Origin of the sequence: Microbacterium sp. 77mftsu3.1, from assembly GCF_900100525.1 — a bacterium.
In the GTDB taxonomy this organism is placed as follows: Bacteria; Actinomycetota; Actinomycetes; order Actinomycetales; family Microbacteriaceae; genus Microbacterium; species Microbacterium aquilitoris.
The window spans coordinates 613,109-633,586 of record NZ_FNCR01000002.1 but is presented as its reverse complement, the minus strand read 5'-3'; the positions used below and the strand labels follow the sequence as shown (position 1 = coordinate 633,586).

The following is a 20,478-nucleotide window of genomic DNA, read 5'->3' as shown; positions in this document are numbered from 1 at the left end:
CCCATGCGCATCCTCTTCGTCAGCCACACCGACAGCCACGGGATCTTCCGCGTCGGCAGCCACCACCTCGCCGCGGAACTCGCCCGCCTCGGCCACGACGTCGTCCACCTCTCGACGCCGATCTCGATGGTCCATCGCGTGCTCGGTCGCGTCCCTCGCAGTCGCGCGCGCGCAACGCCCTCGGATGAAGTGGATGCCTCGGGGGTGCGACACATCGTGCCGCGTACCGCGCTCCCCGCGGGCATCGGCACCTTTTCCGTCGCCACCGAACTACGACGGCGCCGGCTCGACCGGTTCGACCTCGTCCTCGTGGACCAACCGCTGATGTGGCACCAGTCCGTGCGAGAGCTCGCCGACATCGTCGTCTACCGCCCGACCGACGAGTACCCGCGCGGGATGAAGGCCGGTCTGCAGCGTGACGCCCTCCACCACGTGGACGGTGTCATCGCGACGTCGGTCGAGGTGCTGCGGGGCCTCGGCGACGTGCGCGTGCCCGCGATCGTCGTGCCCAACGGTGTCGACACGGCGCGGTTCACCGAGACGAACGGCATCCGCGCCGAGACGTGCGTCTACGCCGGCGCCCTCGACCGGCGATTCGACTGGGGGCAGGTGGCACGCTGGGCCGGTGCGCACCGTGACGTGCGGTTCGAGCTGATCGGGCCGCTCACCGGCGAGCCCCCGACGCTCCCCGACAACGTCGCCGTCCTCGGCGCTCTCCCCTACGACGAGCTCCCCGCGCGCTTCGCGGCGGCCCGCGTGGGCCTGTTGCCCCTGTCGGATGACCCCGGCAACGCCGGTCGCAGCCCCATGAAGCTGTACGAGTACCTCGCGAGCGGGCTGAACGTGGTCTCGCGTCGCACTCCGGTCATCGCCTCCGATCCCCCGAACGGGGTCTACACCTACGCCGACGAGGCGGAGGCCCAGAGCGCACTGCAGGCGGCTCTGGAGAGGCGCGAGCCGAACGGATCCGGCGCGCAACTCGCCCAGTCCCATTCGTGGACGGCGAAGGTGGCCGCCATCCTCGCATTCGTCGGCGGCCTGTGATCAGGCCCGGCGCCTGAGCGATGCGGCAGCGCGGTCGTATGCATCGGCCAGCAGCGAGCCGAGGCGCGGCCAGTCGCGTTCCGACATGTCGGGGCCGGCGGCGTCCCTCGGTCGATCGCGGAGGTCCTCGACTGCGCGCTGGAGGGTCTCGGCGGTGAGCGGTCCCCGGTAGAGGCCGACCCACTCGTCGCCGAACTCCTCCTCCAGGAGCCGGGTCGAAGGGGACTCGGGGAGGATGACAGGGCGATGCAGCGACAGGGCGAGCAGCGCCGAGCCGGAGTTCTCGATCGCGCGGTACGGCAGGACGACGATCTCCGCGGCACCGACGGCATCCGCCAGTTCGGTCTCGTCGACGAACCGCAGGTCGATATCCATCCGCTCATCGCGGCGCGAAGCCGCGCGCACCCGCTCGGTCAGCGGCCCGTCGTGACTCTCCCCGACGATGTGCAGGCGGTAATCGAGCTCGTGGGGCACGGCGGCGAAGGCGCTGATCAGTTCATCGACGCCCTTGTAGGGCTTCAGCATCCCGAAGTGGACGAGATTCCCTCGCCGCGGCTCCGGCGTCGGAGAGGCGAACCGATCCCGATAGTGCCCGTGCGGGATGACCACCGTCCTGCCGGGATCCGGCGTCGGCGTCACGTCGTTGAGCGTCACCCACAGCGTCGTCCGAGCCTCGAGCAGGCCGAGGATCCATCGCTCACCGCGGTCCCCCTCTTCGTGCGGCCGCGCGTTGTGCACCGTCCGCACGACGGCGATCCGACGCATCCGGAGGCGCAGGATGAACAGGAGGAACAGGGCGCGCTTGAGGAGACGCACAGCCGTTCGCGGATGCCGGAGGGAGTTCTCGGGCCAATGCACGTGGACCACGTCAGCATCCGAGGTGAGCACGTCCGCCCACCGGAAGTACCGGGTCTCGATCCGCTCGTCCGGCAATGAGGAGACGAGCAGCGACGTGTAGGGGTTCTCGACGGGGCGAGCGGACCGGTTCGGGTCGGCGAGCAGCTGCGTGACGCGAAGGCGACGACCCGGACGGTCAGCCATCGCCCGGGAGCTCTTGATCCGCGAGCTCGCGCTCGAGGGCGTCAGCGACCGCTTCGGCCTGCCGGCTCAGTCCGAACTCGAGCGCCGCCGAGATCTCGTCCAGCTTGGTGTCGGCGATCCTCTCGCCGACGAGGCGGAGCGACCACGGCACGCGGCCGAGGTCGAGAGGAACCTTGTGGAGCTCCCAGTCCCCCTCTGCACCCGAACCCAGCAGGTGGTCACGGAGCTCCATGTCCATACGCTTGATCCGCCGGCTCTCGTCCTCACAGGCGAGGGCGCTCGGGATGCCGTAACTCTGGCAGACGACGAGGACGCCGAGGCTCGTCGTCACGACGCCGCGATAGGTCGCGAGTCGGTCGACAAGGCCGACGACCTGTTCCGGCGCGGAACCGGTGATGGAGATCTCATCCATGTTCTCGGCGAGCACGTAGGGGACGCCGACGTCCGAGTGGTTGCGCACGAAGGCCAGCCGCCCGTTGTTGCCCCCGAGCGTGAGCGGGTGCACGCGCCGGAGGAGAAGGCGGGGGTCGCCGAAGCTGTCGGTGACGCTGCCGCCGTTGCGGCGGACGACGCGATGAGTGAGCGGTCCGCGGAGGGAGATGAACTCGGCCGTCGGCTCGACGGTGGCCTCGAGTTTGGACACACCGGTTCCGACGAGAATCGAGCGGGACTGCGCGTGGGACGCGAGCGACCCGCCCATCATGAGATGGGGCGGGACCTCCTGCGCGCCCGTCGCGGCAGCGAATCGCACCGCCCGCCCTGTCGATGCTCCCAGGAGATAGGGGTTCAACCACTCGTCGAACGAACCCGGGAACGGCTTGGACCACCAGAACAGTGGAACCGGATCGTCGGCTACCGCCTCGGCGGAGGACGCGGTCGCATAGGCCAGGAAGGCCTCGGCGCCTCGCATCGCGTTACGCTCCGGCACGGTCACATCGCCGTTCGACCAGAGCTGCGACGCGGCCCGGTGGAAGCGGGCGCTCTCGCCCCGCTGCGCCTCGAGGAGGATCCGGCCGACCAGAGCCGATCGACGCCGGCTCTCCGCTTTCTCGTCCTTGACGGGAGCGGCGACGGCATCCGGGTCGGCGTCGGTATCGCTGTCGAAATCGCCGTCGGCCGCCGGATCCGGGGCGCTCCCGTTTCGGGCGAGATACCGCTCGACGTCCCGCTGGTGGCGCAGCGAGTCACGCGCGAAGCGCATGAACGTCGGAGACAGCGCCGCGATGCGGCCGAAGTAGATGCGCAGGGCCATGGCGAGCACGATCGCCGTGGCGACATCGAGCCCGCCGGAGAAGATCCGCAGGACGACGAGCGCGAGGGCAATCCCACTTCCGGCGGATGCCGCGATCGCGGCGAACTCGCCGGAGTAGATGCGCTCCCGGATGGGCGCCTCGACGCGCTTCACCGGCGCATCCATCAACTCGAGCTGAACCCGAAGCTGACGCCGGTACAGCAGGGACAGGGGGATGATCACGACGACCGTCAGGACGGCGCTCACGCCTCCGATGACGAGATCGAAGTAGAAGAGCACGCCCAGCACCGCGACGATCTGCATGAGGTCGGCGATGATCGACGAGACGCCGAAGGCCCTCGCCCACTGCCAGTTCGCGGCGCCTGCTCCGGTTCGGTCCTGCAGGTCGGCGAAGGCGGCGCGGAAGATGCGCACACGCCAGAACTTCGTGCCGTGCTGGAGTCCTCGTGTCACCGCGAACCCCGCGAGGAAGAGCGACAGGAGGAGCACCACCGTGCCGAGCTTCCCGGCAAGGGATTGCGAAGCCTCGACCAGCAGGTTCGAGAACACCTGCAGGACGAGGAGCTCCCCGACCGGCAGGATCGCCATCAGGACGAGGAGCGCGATGATCATGCGCCGCTCCCGCCAGCGCGGGAACTGCTGGGCGAACGCCGCGAAGATGTCCCGGAACATTCAGGCGACGATATCTCGCCAGTCGGCGACGGCGTTCTTGATGGCTGCCTCGACCTCGTCGAGTTTCTCCTCGGCGACGTACTCGGAGTCGAGCATCGACCGAAGGTCGACGTTGCGCAGGTCGAGGATCAGCTGCTGGGGCTCCCAGAGCCGCTCGAGACCCGCGCCGAGCGAGTAGTCGCGGTACTTCATCCCGTCTCCGGCGACGGTGCTCGCCGCACCTTCGAACCCGATCAACGCTACCGGGATGCCGTAGCTGTGGCACGCGATCGCGACGTGCATCGCGCTCGTGACGATGCCGTCGTACTGGTGCAGCTTCTCGATGAACGTCCGCAGACTCTCGGGGCTGGACTGGAGCACGCTGATCTCATCGAGGCCGGCGGGCCGGCGCACCGGGAGCGTCGCGTGGGTGAAGTGACGGACGAGTGCCAGCCGGCCGTTCGTCTCGGGGCGCTCCATGGGCAGGACGCGACGCAGGAGCACTCCGGGATCGCCGAAGGTGGTGACGGCGGGACCGCCGCGGGCGGTGAGGATGTCGGCGGTCAGCGGACCACGGAGCGAGTGGTACCGCGCCCCGGGGTGGAGCTCCGCATCGCCCGCAGACGCACCGGAACCCACCACGACGGAGTGTTCGTTCGCAAACTTCGCGATCGAACCGAGGCCGACGAGATGCGGTTTGCGCGCGTTGCCCGTCGCCGGCACGAACTCCACCGGAGTGTTCGCGACGCTCGCCACGATGAGCGGGCTCAACCAGTCCCCGAAGTTGCCGGGGAAGGGACGGGGCCACCAGACGAGGGGCACCGCCGCGGTCGTGTCGGCCGAGTCAGCGGCCGGGGACCCGAAGGTGGCGTACGACGCGAACGCCTTCGCCGCATCGACGGTGGCGGCTTCCGCAGCGGAGAGGATGCCACCGGCGTGCAGCCGACGTTCGATCGCGTCCAAACGCTCGAGGTCGCCCCGCTGACCGACGGCCACGGCCTGCGCAAGAAGGCGGGAACGGTGGTTGTCGGCCTTGGGAGGCGTGATCGGACGGATGCGGTGGATGAGCGGATGCTGCTTGACCCAGTCGCGCACGAGAGGCGCACGCTGCGGCGCGACCCGCGTCACGACGGCGTCGACCTGTTTGAGCGCCCGGTAGGCGGCGACCTTGACGCGCACCTTCCAGGCGATCGCGCCGGCCTCGCGGGACGTCGGAGCCGCCTTGGCTCCGGGAGCGGTGTGCTGCACGACCAGGTTCCGGAACTGCGGAACGTTGCCGCTCGACCCGAACGCGTAGAAGGCGGTGACGTCGCCGTTACCGCGTCCCAGGACGCCGCCGGCGGGGATCACCTGGAAGCTGAGCGAGTCCGCATTCGCGCGCCAGGACTCCTCGAAGAAGTAGTCATCCGTGGCCTTGAGCGTCGACAGGCGCTCGAAGTCGGCGGCATCCGAGACGAACTTGCGGGCCGCCGGGGTCGTGTTCACGCCGATGAAGCTCGGCGCCCAGAAACGAGTGGCGGCTTTGTAGCCGATCTCCATCGGGCGGGAGAAACCGTGCTGGAAGCCGATGATGTCGGCCGTGAAGTTGCGGACGTACGCGGGAAGGTCGAGGATCTCGCAGTCGACATCCGTCCAGAACACGCGCGCGTCCGGGTTCTCACGGCACACGGTGTCGAGGAAGGCGACCTTCTGGCGGCAGATGTCAGCCCAGTCCTGGCCGGGCTCCTTGTGCACCTCACGCAAGACGTGCGCGATGCCCAGATCGTCGAGGTTCTCCTCGAGCTTCTTGGCCCATCCGCGGTAGTACTCGTCATCGGTGAAGAACGAACAGACGATGACATCAGGGGGAAGAGACAAAGCGAGACCTGTCTGACGCGCGCGCGCCGGTATGCGGTGTGAGGCACGAGAATCCTACCCGGCGACATCCGACCGCATGCCCTGCGCCACCGGGAAGCGCAAGTGCCTGCGGTCGTTCCGACCCGTGCCGTAACATCCCGACCATGAGCGAGCCAACCGGTCCGCGGGTCGGGATCATCAGCTACTGCGACCGCTTGAGGACGAACGCGCACGTCAATCACGAGCTCTACGCGCGCGCCCACGGGTACACCTACATCTTCGACATCGCTCCGGTGGCCGAACCCGCTCAGCACAAGAACTTCTTCTTGAAGCTCGCCAAGATCAAGAAGTTCCTGCCGCTGTTCGACTGGCTCTTCTGGATCGACGACGACGCGTTCTTCACCGGCCGCAAGACGACCCTGACGAGCTTCATCGACGCGCATCCGGATGCGACGATCATCTTCTGCGCGAGCCCGAAGGACACCGACCTCTGGACCTGGATGAGTTCGGGCACGATGCTGATCCGCAACACCGAGCTGGGCCGGAAGCTCATCGACGCCACCATCGCGACCGATCTGGCCAAGGCGCGCGAGTGGTGGGACGACTCGGTCTACGGGTACTGGACGGGTGGAGATCAGGATGCGCTCGTCTACCAGATGATGACGAACCCGGATTTCGCGGTCGAGGGCTTCTACGCCCAACTCGACTACACCGCCTTCAACTGCCGGCCGCGCCACTTCGTCGCGGGCGGCTTCGAGCATTTCGTCCTGCACTTCACCGGCAAGGACAAAGGCCGCCAGTCACTCGACTTCGCCGAGAAGTGGGGAATGAGCGAGGCGCTCACTTACAAGAAGGAGATGGCGAATCTGCGGGGCCTCTACCCCGCGGACATCCCGCCGCGCGAGTGAGGCGCCCCGAGGGACGCCCCACCCGCGGCGCAGTCACGCGCGTCGCGTGAGCGACGACACCCGCACCGCCTTGATGACGCCGTAGCGCGGCTTCTTGCCGAGCGGCGCCGCGGGGATCATCTTCCGGAGCAGCCCGGTCGGGTCGCGGCGGGCCAGCTTGTCGACGAGGGTGATGTTCGTCGTCGCCGGCGAGGGGGTCACACCGAAGTCCAGCTGCAGGAGGGGGTTCGTCGAGCGAGCGGTCACCTGGAAGGTGACCTCGACGGGGTCGCGTCCTCCCGGGCGCCACCGCACGACCTGCGCGGGGCCGTCGTTCGCCTGGACGCGCAGGCTCTGCGAGTTGGCGAACAGCGTGGGGTCGCCGGGGGCGAAGGTGATCGTGACGTCGAACACGTCGCCCGGAGCTCCCTCGAGCTCGCCGCTGAGTGCGGCGCGGGGCTCCGTCATCCAGACGCCCTGCTGATCGCGGATGCCGAAACCCGCCAGCTGGAAGTTGCGGGCGAAGTGGTGGAGTCCCCACTGCGTGAACGGGAACCGCTGGCCAGGACGGATCATGTCCGAGGTCAGGCGGTCGACCGCGTCGTGGGGGAACGTCGCGAGGTAGGCCTCGATGTCGAACGTCGGAAGCGGCATGGGGTCTGCCCGCATCGCGTCGTCGATCGACTCGAACCGCTTCACGTCCGTACGACCGGTGCCGTAGTAGTAGTCGTAGTACTTGAGCTCGTCCTCGCCGCCAACCGGGGCCAACCAGTAGGCGGGGATCCCCATCGCCTCGGCGAAGATGATGCCGTGCAGCGAACTCGCGATCACGCGGTCCGCACCCTTCATCGCTCGCATCATGCCGAGCGGAGTCGTGTCGACCGAGATGAAGGCATCGAGGTGCTCGTAGTGCTTCCGGCGCAGGACCAGGTCATCGCGGTAGTGCGGCACGATCCGGAGCCCCGGACGGTCGGGCGTCTGAGCGAGTTCCGAGGCGAAGAGGGTCGGGAAGAGCACGCCCGGGTCGAAGGTGTGCGTGACGCGCTCCGTCGAGACACCCGCCTCGGCCAGATATTCCAGTGAGTACGGTCCGCGCACCGCGCGCACGTCGAGGTCGATCCCGACCGGCAGCGGATCGGAGCCACCCTTCACGCCCGACCCCCAGACGACATCGCCGTCCGTCGCGCGCTGCAGGACGGAGCCGATCGCGAGCAGCCGAGGTGCCCCGGGAGCGGGCTCGCGCAGCTCGACGCCCGAAACCCGCTTCGCCGCCCAGCGCGAGGCGAGGTCGCCGAAGTTGCCCGTCTTGAAACGACGGCCGGCGGGGAACGGGTCGAAGAGCTTGTTCTTCGCGTCGTACCAGAACACCGGCAGGCTCGGTGACGAGCCGGAACTGACGTCCTCGGTAGGAAGCGAGGTCAGGCGGGCACGGGCATCCGCGGTGGTGAAGATGCTGCGCACCTGCGTACCGAGGGCGGACGTGATCGCGTCCCCGGGGACGATTGCGACAGCGCACTCCTCGTCGTTGAGACCGTAGGCGACCACCCAGTCGTCGCCGCGCTGGACCATGCCGCGCGGATAGACGACCTCGTGCACGTCGGGGTTGAGCTTCTCGTGCTTGAAGTTGGCGCCGCGGGGGTTCGGGAGGTCGAAGGGCACCTCGTCGATCCGGGTGATCCGGAAGGGGGCCGTCGCCTCGAACTCGAGCAGCACGCCCCGGTAGACACGGCCGTCGGCCGTCTTGAAGCTCGTGTGCGCGAGGGTGAGGAAGCTGTCGCCGCGGCGGACGGGCTGTGCCCCGCCACGGATGATGCCGAAGATGCGCTCGTAGTCCGTCGTGAAGTTGCTGCGGTGGGCCGTCGTCGCGACGATGCGGGTGTCGGAGCTGTCCAGGTCGACGCGGAGAACGCGGTGCGGCCGGTAGGAGTAGCTCGCGTAGACCTCGCCGTCCGCCTCGAAGAGGGTCCAGTTCTTCTCGATCGGGCGTCGGTCGAGGGTCGTCAGCTCCCGGGCGGGCGACGCCGGGTGCTGACCGTCGGACGTCATCTCGAGAAGGAACTGGTGGTTGCTCGGACGAGCACCCCCGTCGTTCCAGAGGAGGTAGAGGCGGCCGCGCAGCCACAGGTACACGGGGTCCGCGTGCCACGTCTTCGCGCGCTCGGGAAGCCCCTCGTCAGCGAATGCGATCTCGTCCGACAGAGGACGGACGCTGCCCGGCACCAACGCCAGATCGGCGTCGAGGCGGGCGGTGGCGATGCGCCGATGGTCGGAGTCGACCTGGACGACGCGATAGGCGATGACGTAGCCGCCATCGACCTCTGCGATCGTCGGGTTGAACGCTCGAGCCTCGCCCCCGTCGCGCCACTCCTCAGGAGTCAATTCGGACGCGTCGTACTCAATCAATCGCATAGATCCCCACTTTATCCATATCGCATCCTCGCCCCCGGGTGGCGACGAGCCGAACACGTCGTTCGGCGCATGTCTGCGGCAGGCTCGCGCCCACTCGCCCTTGGCGGGGCATCGCCCCCGCCGACGCGCGCACCCCTCATCGATCGGGAGGACGTCCACACGCCACGGCGCCGCCGACATCCCCGAATCAGATCGTGTCCGACCGAGCACGTTCGCTGCGGTGGCCGGGCTGCGTTACGGCGGCCGGAGCCACACGCCACCGGTGCCGCCCAGTCACTCTATACGTTCGCCCCGGAGCGCGAATTCACCCGGCACCCGCTCACCCGCCCGCACGCGCGAGCGTCGCGGAGACGATCCCCGCCGTGCGATCCCAGTCGTACGTGCCGGGCGGCGGGTCGACGGCGCGAGGGGATGCGGCGGCATCCGTCATCGCGGCGGCCCACTCGTGCGCATCGTGCGCGTCGGTCATCGCCGGGCCGCGCCCGTCCACGATCTCGGCGACGGCGCGGCATCCGGCCCAATGGATGACCGGCGTCCCGCTCGCCACGGATTCGAGGGCGGGCAGTCCGAACCCCTCGAGCAACGACGGCATGACGGTCGCGGCGGCGCCCCGGTAGAGCTCGGCGAGCCGCGCGTCGTCGACACCGCTCACCACGTCGACCCGGGCCTCGACTCCATGTCGCTCGGCGGCCTGCCGCACCTGGTCCGACTCGCCGGCCGGCACGACCGCGCGAAGACGGATGCCGCTGGTCACCGCGAGGGCGCGCAGCACGACATCGAGGTTCTTGTGCACCCGGACGTTCCCGACGAACAGGACGTACGGGTCGGATGCGACCTCGCGCGGCCCGTCGGGGGTGAAGGCGGCCGAGCACCCGTTGCCGGCGTTGACGACGTCGACGGCGTCGTCGCGCAGCCACCGCCGGATCGCCTCGGCCGAGGTCTCGGACACCGTGAGGACGATGCCGGCTCGCCGGACCACACGCCGCACGGGGCCGCCGTAGTAGGCGAGGAACTTCGCGCGGCCGGGCCAGGGGCTCTCGAGCTGGATGAGGTCGTGGATCGTCAGCACCTGCCGCGGCGCGCGGACCAGCGCCCCGTACCCGGGCGAATAGACCACGGATCCCGCGGCGAGATCCGGCAGGGCACGGAACGCGTCGAACGGGCTGTAGGGCGTGCCGTCCAGTCCCAGGCCGCGCCAGTCGCGATCGAGACGACCGAGCACCTCGCGGGCGTAGCGCCCGATCCCGTGCGCACCGCGGTACCGGTCGTCGACGAGGAGCCCGCTCACGCCGTCTCCTCCGCGACCCAGTCGGCGATGCGCGCCTCGAACACGGGACGATCGAACTCGTATGCGCGCCTCACACACGCCTCGCGGCTCGACGCCACCGCGCGCTCGACCGCGGCGCGCAGGTCCTCGCCCGCCCACTCGTGGACGAGCGCGCCGGTGACCCCGTCGATGACGCTCTCGGCGACTCCCCCGAGGGCGTTCCCCACGACGGGCGTGCCCGCCGCCATCGCCTCGACCGGCATGATGCCGAAATCCTCCACGGCGGGGAAGACGAGCGCGAGCGCGCCCCGGTACAGCGCGGCCAGCAGGATGGACGACGGGTCTCGAACGATCGTGACGGGATGCCCGCGCTCCGCCGCGTACGCGCGCAGCCTCTCCTCGTCCGCTCCCCCACCCGCCAGCACCACGGGGAGGCCCGACGCGACCCCGGCGTCGATGACGAGCTCGAGGCGTTTGTACGGGACGAACCTCGAGACCCCGAGCAGATAGTCGCGCGGAAGGCCGGCCACGGCGGCATCCGTCTCGTCCGTCGGTTGCGCGTCGGCGAACCGTGCCACGTCTATCGGCGGGTGGATGACGGTGGCGTCGCGACCCCAGGCACGCGCGACCCTGTCGGCGATGAAGGCACTGTTGGCGGCGATGGCGACGGGCTCGGCTGCGCGGCGCCGGTCGAGCGGCTTCAGCAGGGCGGATGCGGCGCGAGCGGCGACGCCGCCGCCACGGCCGTCGAGCTCGGGCGTCCAGATGTACCGCGCCGGGGTGTGGGTGTAGACGAGCTTCGGCGCCTCGCGCGCGGCCCCGCGGAATCGCGCGTGATGAGCGAAGAGGTGACTGCTGCAGAGAACCCAGTCGGCCTCCCGCTCCGGCAGCGCCCGCCAAGCCAGCGGCATGAGCGGCAGGGCGGCCGCCTTGTGCCCGCGGAGGGGGGTCCGGGCCAGAGCGGTCTCGTGGACGCCCGAGAATCGTCCCTCGCTCTCGTTCCAGAGGCACCACCGCTCGGCGTCGGGGAACACCCCGCCGAGCACGTCGAACACGTTCTCAGAGCCCCCGTGCCGAGACAGCCACTCGTGGACGAGGATGCCGCTCACGACGCGTCCCGCTTCACCTGCGTCATCCGATCCTCACCATCCGACGTTCATTCTGTCAGACGGCGGACCGCCGGTCGGGGACGCGGAAGGGGACGGATGCGAGCTGCATCCGTCCCCTTCGCGCGATCGTCACTCGTTGCCGATGCGCCGATCCACGTTGTCGCGGACCTCGTCGACCTTGGCGTCGACGGAGTCGGGAGCCACCTTCTTCACGAACTCGGCCGCCGCGTCGAGCACCTTGTCGCTCACGTCCTCGGCCTGGTCGGACTTCAGGTTCTTCTCGATCTCGTCCTTGTGCTGCTCGAGGAACTGCTTCCCCTTGCCCACGATGTCGTCGATTCCCATGCTCTCCCTCATCTCCATCGATGCCCGCGCGGGTGTCGCGGCGCGGTCAGTCTAGGTCGCCGAGGATTCGGGCGGCACCCCTTGCGGCAACGACGAAGGGGCCGGGCCCGAAGGCCCGACCCCTTGTCGGTGAGTCCGAAAGGACTTACTTGATGATCTTGGTCACCGTGCCGGCGCCGACGGTGCGGCCACCCTCACGGATCGCGAAGCCGAGTCCATCTTCCATGGCGATGGGCTGGATGAGCTCCACCGTCATGTCCGTGGTGTCACCGGGCATGACCATCTCGGTGCCCTCGGGCAGCGAGATGACGCCGGTGACGTCCGTGGTGCGGAAGTAGAACTGCGGGCGGTAGTTCGTGTAGAAGGGGTTGTGACGGCCACCCTCCTCCTTCGAGAGGATGTAGGCAGTGCCCTCGAAGTTGGTGTGCGGCGTAACCGAACCCGGCTTCACGACGACCTGGCCACGCTCGACGTCGTCACGCTTGAGACCACGGAGGAGCAGACCACAGTTCTCGCCGGCCCAGGCCTCGTCGAGCTGCTTGTGGAACATCTCGATACCCGTGACCGTGGTCTTCTGCGTCGGGCGGATGCCGACGATCTCGACCTCGGAGTTGATGGCGAGGGTGCCACGCTCGGCGCGACCGGTGACGACCGTTCCACGACCGGTGATCGTGAAGACGTCCTCGATCGGCATGAGGAACGGCTTGTCCTTGTCACGCACGGGGTCGGGGATGTTCTCGTCCGCGGCCTCCATGAGGTCGAGGATCGACTGGACCCACTTCTCGTCGCCCTCGAGCGCCTTGAGGCCCGAGACGCGGACGACCGGAGCGTCCTCGGCGAAGCCCTGCGAGGCGAGCAACTCGGAGACCTCGAGCTCGACGAGCTCCAGGATCTCCTCGTCGTCGACCATGTCGGCCTTGTTCAGCGCGACCATCAGGTACGGCACGCCGACCTGCTTGGCGAGCAGGACGTGCTCACGCGTCTGAGCCATCGGGCCGTCGGTGGCGGCGACCACGAGGATCGCGCCGTCCATCTGGGCAGCACCGGTGATCATGTTCTTGATGTAGTCAGCGTGACCCGGGGCGTCGACGTGCGCGTAGTGACGCTTCGGGGTCTCGTACTCGACGTGCGAGATGTTGATCGTGATACCACGCTGGCGCTCTTCGGGAGCGGAGTCGATCGACGCGAAGTCACGCTGCACGTTGGTGGCCGACGGGAACTTGTCGGCGAGCACCTTCGAGATGGCAGCGGTGAGCGTGGTCTTGCCGTGGTCGACGTGACCGATCGTTCCGATGTTGACGTGCGGCTTGGTCCGCTCGAACTTGGCCTTGGCCACTGGGTCCTCCTCAGGACTGTCGTGTAGTCATCCGGGCGCTGGATTGCGACCGGGTTTCTACGGGGATGTTGTCAGTGTAGTTGACGTGACGATATTCAGTTTGGGCGGATGCCGGGGGCCGGGCCCCCGGCATCCGAAGAGCGGGTGTTACTCGCCCTTGGTCTTCTGGACGATCTCGTCGGCCACCGCGCGCGGGACCTCGGAGTAGCTGTCGAACTCCATCGCGTAGACCGCACGACCCGAGGTCTTCGAGCGCAGGTCGCCGATGTAGCCGAACATCTCCGACAGGGGGACGAGGGCGCGGACGATCTTGATGCCCGCACCGTCCTCCATGGACTGGATCTGGCCACGACGCGAGTTCAGGTCGCCGATGACGTCGCCCATGTACTCCTCGGGAGTACGGACCTCGACCGCCATGAGCGGCTCGAGGAGAACGGGGTTCGCCTTGCGGACGGCCTCCTTGAAGCCCATCGAACCGGCGATCTTGAACGCCATCTCGGACGAGTCGACGTCGTGCGACGCGCCATCGGTCAGGATCGCCTTGACACCCACCATGGGGAAGCCGGCGAGCACGCCGACCTGCATGGCGTCCTGGAAGCCCTGGTTGGTGGGCTCGATGTACTCACGCGGGATGCGGCCACCGGTGACCTTGTTCTCGAACTCGTAGATCTTGTCCGGGGTGACCTCGAGGGGCTCGAGGGCGAACTGGATCTTCGCGAACTGACCCGAACCACCGGTCTGCTTCTTGTGCGTGTAGTCGTGACGCTCGACGGTCTTCTTGATCGTCTCGCGGTACGCGACCTGCGGCTTGCCGACGTTCGCCTCGACGCGGAACTCGCGCTTCATGCGGTCGACGAGGATGTCGAGGTGCAGCTCGCCCATGCCCTTGATGACGGTCTGACCGGTCTCGGGGTTGAGCTCGGTGCGGAACGTCGGGTCCTCTTCGGCGAGCTTCTGGATCGCGATGCCCAGCTTCTCCTGGTCGGCCTTGGTCTTCGGCTCGATGGCGACCTCGATGACGGGCTCGGGGAACGTCATCGACTCGAGGACGACCGGCTCGTTCGGGTCGGCCAGGGTGTCACCGGTGGTGGTGTCCTTCAGGCCGATGACGGCGTAGATGTTGCCGGCGGTGACCGCGTCGACCGGGTTCTCCTTGTTGGCGTGCATCTGGAAGATCTTCCCGATGCGCTCCTTCTTGCCCTTGGTCGAGTTGATGACCTGCGCACCCGAGTCGAGCTGACCCGAGTAGACGCGGATGTAGGTCAGGCGGCCGAAGAACGGGTGCACGGCGACCTTGAAGGCCAGCGCGGCGAACGGGTCGTTGGCGTCGGGGTGACGCTCGATGACCTTCTCCTCGTCCTTCGGGTCGTGCGCCTCGATGGCGGGCACGTCGAGGGGCGACGGGAGGTAGTCGACGACCGCGTCGAGCATCGGCTGGACGCCGCGGTTCTTGAACGCGGAGCCGCAGAGCACGGGGTAGAGCTCGCCGGCGACGGTCATCTTGCGGATGGCGCCCTTGATCTCGGCCAGGCTCAGCTCTTCGCCGCCGAAGAACTTCTCGAGCAGCTCGTCGTCGGACTCGGCGACGGTCTCGAGGAGCTTCTGACGGTACTCGTCAGCGCGGTCCTTGAGGTCGGCGGGGATCTCCTGGACCTCGTACTTGGCGCCCATGGTGACGTCACCCTTGGAGTCACCGGGCCACACCAGTGCGCGCATCTCGACGAGGTCGATGACGCCGACGAAGTCGTTCTCGGCACCGATCGGGAGCTGCAGCACGAGCGGCTTGGCACCGAGGCGCTTGATGATGGTGTCGACGGTGAAGTAGAAGTCCGCGCCGAGCTTGTCCATCTTGTTGACGAAGCAGATGCGGGGGACGTCGTACTTGTCGGCCTGACGCCACACGGTCTCGGACTGGGGCTCGACGCCCTCCTTGCCGTCGAAGACGGCGACGGCACCGTCGAGGACGCGGAGCGAGCGCTCCACCTCGACCGTGAAGTCGACGTGACCGGGGGTGTCGATGATGTTGATCTGGTTCTTGTTCCAGAAGCAGGTCACGGCGGCAGACGTGATCGTGATGCCGCGCTCCTTCTCCTGCTCCATCCAGTCGGTGGTCGAGGCGCCGTCGTGGGTCTCGCCCAGCTTGTGGTTGACACCCGTGTAGAAGAGGATGCGCTCGGTCGTCGTCGTCTTGCCGGCATCGATGTGCGCCATGATGCCGATGTTGCGGACCTTGTTGAGGTCGGTGAGCACTTCTTGTGCCACGGGGTGTCCTTACGTGTAGTGACGGATGTCGCGAGGTGACCGGCCGGGGGTTGCCCGGCCGGTCACCGAGGTGCTGATTACCAGCGGTAGTGCGCGAAGGCGCGGTTCGACTCGGCCATCTTGTGGGTGTCCTCGCGGCGCTTCACCGCGGCACCGAGGCCGTTCGAGGCATCCAGGATCTCGTTCTGGAGGCGCTCGGTCATGGTCTTCTCACGGCGACCCTTCGCGTACGAGACGAGCCAGCGCAGCGCGAGCGTGTTCGCACGGTGCGGCTTGACCTCGACGGGAACCTGGTAGGTCGAGCCACCGACACGGCGGCTCTTGACCTCGAGGGTGGGGCGGACGTTGTCGAGCGCCTTCTTAAGCGTCGCGACGGCGTCCTGGCCGTTCTTCGCCTCGACGCCCTTGAGGGCGTTGTAGACGATGGCCTCGGCGATGGACTTCTTGCCATCGACGAGGATCTTGTTCACCAGCTGGGTGACGATCGGAGCACCGTAGACCGGGTCGTTGACGACGACGCGGCGGGGTGCGGGTCCCTTGCGAGGCATCTAACTCAACCCTTCTTGGCGCCGTAGCGGCTGCGAGCCTGCTTACGGTTCTTGACGGCCTGGGTGTCCAGGGCGCCGCGGACGATCTTGTAACGCACACCGGGGAGGTCCTTGACACGACCACCACGGACCAGCACGAGCGAGTGCTCCTGCAGGTTGTGGCCCTCACCGGGGATGTAGGCGGTGACCTCGGTCCCGTTGCGGAGCTTCACACGGGCGACCTTGCGCATCGCCGAGTTCGGCTTCTTGGGCGTGGTCGTGTACACGCGGGTGCAGACACCCGCCTGCTGCGGGTTCGCCTTCAGGGCGGGCGCCTTGGTCTTGGTGACCTTCGGCGAGCGACCCTTGCGAACCAACTGCTGAATGGTTGGCACGTTCTCTCCTTGTCGATCTGCGCTCGGCTCTCGCCTCGCACAGGTGCTGCACGGTGACAGCGTTCGTGGTTTCACCACAGATCCATCAGCGCGCCGCGAGTGCGACGTGCGGGGTGATGGATATGCCGTGGGGGTGACCTGTTCGCAGGCCCTGTCCCTGGATGCGTTCGCCTCGCCTGCTCCGAACCTAGGCACGTCGCAGGGCGCGCGTATGCGCACACCCGGTCAATGATACGCGGGATCGCGAACCCGGGTCAAACGAGGCCGGTGTTCACCGCGAGTGCTCAGGTGACGGTACTCGAGCCTCAGGAACCGGCATCCACCCGCTGCAGCCGGATCGATGCGTCACCGAGCAGGAAGCGATCGGCGACCTCGGCGTCGACGCCCGGTTCGACCTCGACGTCCGCCCCGAGATTCGGCAGCAGGATGCCGTTCGTCGAGCCCAGATCGACGATGCGCCACGTGTCGCCACGACGTTCCAGACGCGCGTGGGTCTTCGACACCGTGCGCGTCGGATCGGCGATCGCCACGAGCTGCGCCCGAGGATGCGCGGGGTCGGCGACGGGGTTGCGCCCGAGGACGACGACGTCTCCCGACAGCGGCACGGTCGCCCCGTCCGGGAGCACGAGCTCCCACCGGGCGTGGCCACGCCGGACGACGACCGTGCGTTCGAGCTCGTCGTCCATCGGAGCGACATCGGCCTCGTCGCGCACGCGCTCCTGGGCCGACACCGACGACGTCGCCGCGACGGGCGCGCCCGCCGCCGGCGAGCCCGCCACGGCGGACACCTCGTCGGTCAGTTCCGGGAACACATCGCTCTCATCGCGGTCCGCTCCGGCTGCGGCCGGGCGCACCCAGGCGACGGGTGCCTCGTCGCGTCCCGGAACCGCGGAGATGATCCCCGGGTCGGCGGTGGGATCGACGGCCCCGCCGCGGGCTGCGTTCGGCGGGAAAGGCGCAGGAGACACCGCGGACACCTCGTCCACGTCCTCCCGCCACGGCGACTCGGAACGGAAGGTCGGATTCGGCGACGTGGGGTCGGGCTGCTCGAGAGGCGCTTGGTCGGAGGCGGGCTGCTCGGCCGCGGGCGCATCGTGCGCCACCGGCGTCCACGGCTCCGGGGCGACGGATGCCGGAGGCTGCGGTGTCGTCCCGGCGCGCGGGACGGCCGGGGCGGGCTCGGCGGGTGCGGGGAACGCCGGCGGCGGGAGCGGGGCGCCGAACTCCGAGGAGAACGAGTCGAGCGGCGGATACAGCGGGGAGGGGGCAGGCGACGGTGACGCGGGTCGCAGGTGGGCGGGACGAGCACCGCGCCACTCCGCCGGTCCGAACCCGACGATCGTGACCCATACGGGGAACAGCAGCGCACCGACCACCGTCATCCCGGTGCCGTAGCCGAAACCGGGGTTCAGGCGGTGGATCGTCACAACGATCAGCACCCACACCGCGACGGTCCCGGGGCCGGGGACGAGCACGAGGAGGGCGAGCCAGGGCGAGAACCCGCCCCAGCGGAGGAGGACGGCGACGTTCAGCACCGGCACCCAGGCGTGCCACGACTCCTCGCCCATCTTCCGGAAGGCGGCCGACAGTGCGAGGGCGATCCAGACGTAGACGGCGAGGCCGAGGATGATCGACAGCAGTCCCAGGACGACACCCGCACCGCTGTCGACACCCGTGTTCATCCCCCCACCCTAAATGAGCAGGTGAGGCGTGCGGTCAGACGCCCGGGAGTCCCTCGCCGGTGTCGAACGGCGCATCCAGCGACCGTGTCAGCTCCTCGAGCATCGCGGCGATCTGCGGCTCCACGTACTGCGCGACCGCGGTCTGGATCCGGAGCCGGTGGCGCAGGAGGATCGTGCACACCTCGCGGCCGACCATGCTCGCGTATTCGTCGGCCAGCCGGACCTCCTGCCGGAGTGCGGCCTTCGCATCCTCGGTGAGCGGCGGGAGCGCGGGCACGGCGGCATCCGCTTCATCGGCCATGCCGGCGATCGTGAAGAGGAAGGGCGCGCCGGGGACCGGGTCGGGGTCGAGGGGAAGGCCCTCGAACTCGGGCTCGAGTCCCTCGGACGGGCGGTAGGTGCGGGACCTGTTGCGATCAGCCTGCTGATCGAGCTCGGCCTGCAGCATGGGCAGGTTGCGCTCGGTGTACTGCGCGACGGACGAGTCGACGATCGTCTTGATCCGCGTCGACAGGCCGTGCTGCACACCGTGCGGGACGTCGGATCCGAGGCCCGCTGCCGACAGGATCGGCGACCCCAGACATCGGCGGCACGGAGCGACCCGGCCACGGTGCGTCGCGGGCTCCCAGCGCGGCAACCAGCGCAACCAGGCCTCGACGGCCTGGTTCACCTGCGTCTCGAGCGAGCGCTCCACGGACCCATTCTCGCGGAGATCCGGGCCGATCGGGGGTATTTCCGGCCATCGGGATGCCGCGCCCGTCACTCGTCCTCGTCGCTGCGCTCCCACGGCCACTCGGGTCGGCGTGCGCGCGTCCGCCCGAGGGCGATCCCGGCCCATGACGCCGCGGCGGCGGTGACGGCGAGGACGAGGGCGAACCAGGACAGCGAGAACGTGCCCGCCGCCCCCAGAGCGAGCGCCGCATCCGCACCCGTCAGCACTCCCCCGAGCACGATCCCCGCCAGATAACCGGCCACCGTCGCGATCATGACCCACACCGCGGCGGGGTACCGTCCGCGGCGCACCGCGCCGTACTCGGCGCCCGCGAACGCGGCCGCCGCGAGCAGCATCGCGGCGATGCCGGCGCCCTGCCCGAGGCCCGGTGCGGCGATGACGTCGGTGTCGGTCACCAGGCTCGTGAAGCCGAATCCGCAGATCGCGAGCGCAGCGAAGCCGACCGCCGCGAAGAACGTGGCGATCGGCGCTGCGACGCCGGCGGGCTGGGTCATCAGCCGCGGGCAGTCATCAGTACTGGTGGAGCTGGGGGCCGGCCTCGAGGGTGCGCTCGTACTCGCGCTGCGCCTCGTCGTTCAGCTCGGTGACCCGACGACCGCGGCGGGCGACCCAGGCACCGAACCAGATGGTGATCTCGCGACCGAGGACGAAAGCGATGACGGCGAGCGGTGCGAGGAGCTGCTCGCCGACGATCTCGTTCGCGCGCGACGGCGCGATGGACCAGAACGGGGCCTGGAAGAGCTGCCCGAGGATGTGCCCGCCGTAAGCGACGGCACCGACGATCAGCCCGAAGACGACCCAGAGGCCCCAGCGACCGCGGTTGATGAACGCGCCGAGCAGCCAGAAGCCGAGGAAGAACACGGCGACGGGGACCCAGAACGCCCAGGTCGTCACGACCTCGACGAGCCGCTGCGCGACGGTGTCGACCGTGAGTCCGTTCTCGAGCGCATCCAGCCCGAGGATCGCCACGAGGTAGAGGACGGCGAAAACGAGCGCGGCGAGCAGGCCGATGAGGCCCGCAGCGCCGCGGTTGCCGCGCGGGCGGGGAGCCTCGGGCGCCTGCACGAAGATCGGCTGCTGCGAGTACGCGGCCGTCGGCGCGGCGGCGGGCTCGCTGGACGTGACCGTCGTCGGGGTCTGGTCTACGTGGGAGGCGGCAGCCGTCGCTGCGGCGGGGGCCGCGGCATCCGTCGTCGAATCGGCGGGGACGGACTCGTTGACGCGGGTGGGAGCATCGGCGTGAGGCATGGCCTCGGTCACCGCATCGTCGCGGGTCTCGGCCGACGGGCGGTAGAGCGGTTCGCTGCTGACCGCGCTGGAGGCGACGGGCGCGTCGGGTTCGCTGTACTTGCCGTAGTCGATCGACAGGTCGGAGCCCCGATCGGTCACGTCGAAGGAACGGTCGCCGCGGGTGCGCTCATCCGAGGTGCGCGAGGCGGCCTCCGCGTCGGCGAGGCTGTCGTTCGCACTGCCGACGACGTCGTCGACACCGCGGGAGTCGTCGGAGGTCGTCGGCTCCTCGATCGGCTCACCGTAAGCGGGCTCGTTGGCCTGGTCGTTCCGCTCGCCGAACTTGGGGTCGCTCATTGCCGTGTCACTCCTCACGCGGGGGCGTGCGCCACCGCTCAAGCGAGCGTATCCCGGCGTTCCGCGGGCGCCGGGGAGGCGCCCCGTCGTTTCTTCAGGCGGCGTGGCGCGGTGT

At 68.9% G+C, this 20,478-nt stretch carries 17 protein-coding genes; 2 read left to right on the top strand and 15 right to left on the bottom strand.

The annotated features are described in order from the left end of the window. Positions 1 to 3: 3 nt before the first annotated feature. Entirely contained in the window at positions 4 to 1,044 is a 1,041-nt protein-coding gene (locus BLR68_RS07950) for a glycosyltransferase family protein (RefSeq protein ID WP_018187357.1), read from the top strand. On the opposite strand, the gene BLR68_RS07945 is transcribed toward BLR68_RS07950, so the two are convergent. From BLR68_RS07945 to BLR68_RS07935, 3 genes are read right to left on the bottom strand one after another with little or no spacing between them, the layout of a single operon-like run. Continuing rightward, positions 1,045 to 2,085, bottom strand: a complete 1,041-nt coding sequence (locus BLR68_RS07945; protein ID WP_018187358.1) for a glycosyltransferase — start codon at positions 2,083 to 2,085, stop codon at positions 1,045 to 1,047. Next, positions 2,078 to 4,009 carry a hypothetical protein gene (locus tag BLR68_RS07940; RefSeq protein WP_018187359.1) on the bottom strand — a complete coding sequence of 644 codons (1,932 nt, stop codon included), beginning with the start codon at positions 4,007 to 4,009 and terminating at the stop codon, positions 2,078 to 2,080. Before BLR68_RS07940 ends, BLR68_RS07945 begins: the two co-directional genes overlap by 8 nt. Continuing rightward, positions 4,010 to 5,845, bottom strand: a complete 1,836-nt coding sequence (locus BLR68_RS07935) for a glycosyltransferase family protein (protein WP_018187360.1) — start codon at positions 5,843 to 5,845, stop codon at positions 4,010 to 4,012. It lies immediately after the preceding gene. A gap of 143 nt (positions 5,846 to 5,988) precedes the next feature. Here BLR68_RS07935 and BLR68_RS07930 point away from each other — a divergent pair, with 143 nt between their 5' ends. Beyond that, the gene (locus tag BLR68_RS07930) at positions 5,989 to 6,732 is read left to right on the top strand and encodes a glycosyltransferase family protein (protein ID WP_018187361.1); all 744 of its coding nucleotides are present in this window, start codon (positions 5,989 to 5,991) and stop codon (positions 6,730 to 6,732) included. A 33-nt stretch (positions 6,733 to 6,765) separates the two neighbouring features. On the opposite strand, the gene BLR68_RS07925 is transcribed toward BLR68_RS07930, so the two are convergent. The 12 genes from BLR68_RS07925 to BLR68_RS07870 form a co-directional block, all read right to left on the bottom strand. Beyond that, positions 6,766 to 9,120, bottom strand: a complete 2,355-nt coding sequence (locus tag BLR68_RS07925) for a polysaccharide pyruvyl transferase family protein (RefSeq protein WP_018187362.1) — start codon at positions 9,118 to 9,120, stop codon at positions 6,766 to 6,768. A 319-nt stretch (positions 9,121 to 9,439) separates the two neighbouring features. Beyond that, a complete protein-coding gene (locus BLR68_RS07920; protein WP_018187363.1) occupies positions 9,440 to 10,408 on the bottom strand; it encodes a glycosyltransferase in 969 nt (322 codons plus the stop codon). Further along, positions 10,405 to 11,496, bottom strand: coding sequence for a glycosyltransferase (locus BLR68_RS07915; protein WP_018187364.1), 1,092 nt, complete (start codon positions 11,494 to 11,496; stop codon positions 10,405 to 10,407). Before BLR68_RS07915 ends, BLR68_RS07920 begins: the two co-directional genes overlap by 4 nt. Positions 11,497 to 11,625: 129 nt before the next feature. Beyond that, complete coding sequence (locus tag BLR68_RS07910) at positions 11,626 to 11,841, bottom strand: Rv0909 family putative TA system antitoxin (protein ID WP_018187365.1); 216 nt, start codon at positions 11,839 to 11,841, stop codon at positions 11,626 to 11,628. 145 nt (positions 11,842 to 11,986) lie between these two features. Next, entirely contained in the window at positions 11,987 to 13,177 is a 1,191-nt protein-coding gene (gene tuf / locus BLR68_RS07905; protein WP_018187366.1) for an elongation factor Tu, read from the bottom strand. 147 nt (positions 13,178 to 13,324) lie between these two features. Further along, positions 13,325 to 15,439: an elongation factor G gene (fusA, locus tag BLR68_RS07900; RefSeq protein WP_026302910.1), complete on the bottom strand. Its 2,115-nt coding sequence runs from the start codon at positions 15,437 to 15,439 to the stop codon at positions 13,325 to 13,327. Positions 15,440 to 15,516: 77 nt separating this feature from the next. Continuing rightward, positions 15,517 to 15,987: a 30S ribosomal protein S7 gene (rpsG, locus tag BLR68_RS07895; protein WP_018187368.1), complete on the bottom strand. Its 471-nt coding sequence runs from the start codon at positions 15,985 to 15,987 to the stop codon at positions 15,517 to 15,519. Between the two features lie 5 nt (positions 15,988 to 15,992). Next, positions 15,993 to 16,361, bottom strand: coding sequence for a 30S ribosomal protein S12 (gene rpsL, locus BLR68_RS07890; RefSeq protein ID WP_018187369.1), 369 nt, complete (start codon positions 16,359 to 16,361; stop codon positions 15,993 to 15,995). Positions 16,362 to 16,666: 305 nt separating this feature from the next. Beyond that, a complete protein-coding gene (locus BLR68_RS07885; protein ID WP_051082814.1) occupies positions 16,667 to 18,043 on the bottom strand; it encodes a DUF5684 domain-containing protein in 1,377 nt (458 codons plus the stop codon). 34 nt (positions 18,044 to 18,077) lie between these two features. Next, complete coding sequence (locus BLR68_RS07880) at positions 18,078 to 18,737, bottom strand: hypothetical protein (protein WP_018187370.1); 660 nt, start codon at positions 18,735 to 18,737, stop codon at positions 18,078 to 18,080. A gap of 65 nt (positions 18,738 to 18,802) precedes the next feature. Continuing rightward, the gene (locus BLR68_RS07875) at positions 18,803 to 19,270 is read right to left on the bottom strand and encodes a hypothetical protein (protein ID WP_018187371.1); all 468 of its coding nucleotides are present in this window, start codon (positions 19,268 to 19,270) and stop codon (positions 18,803 to 18,805) included. A 16-nt stretch (positions 19,271 to 19,286) separates the two neighbouring features. Beyond that, entirely contained in the window at positions 19,287 to 20,363 is a 1,077-nt protein-coding gene (locus BLR68_RS07870; RefSeq protein ID WP_051082816.1) for a hypothetical protein, read from the bottom strand. Positions 20,364 to 20,478 lie beyond the last annotated feature (115 nt).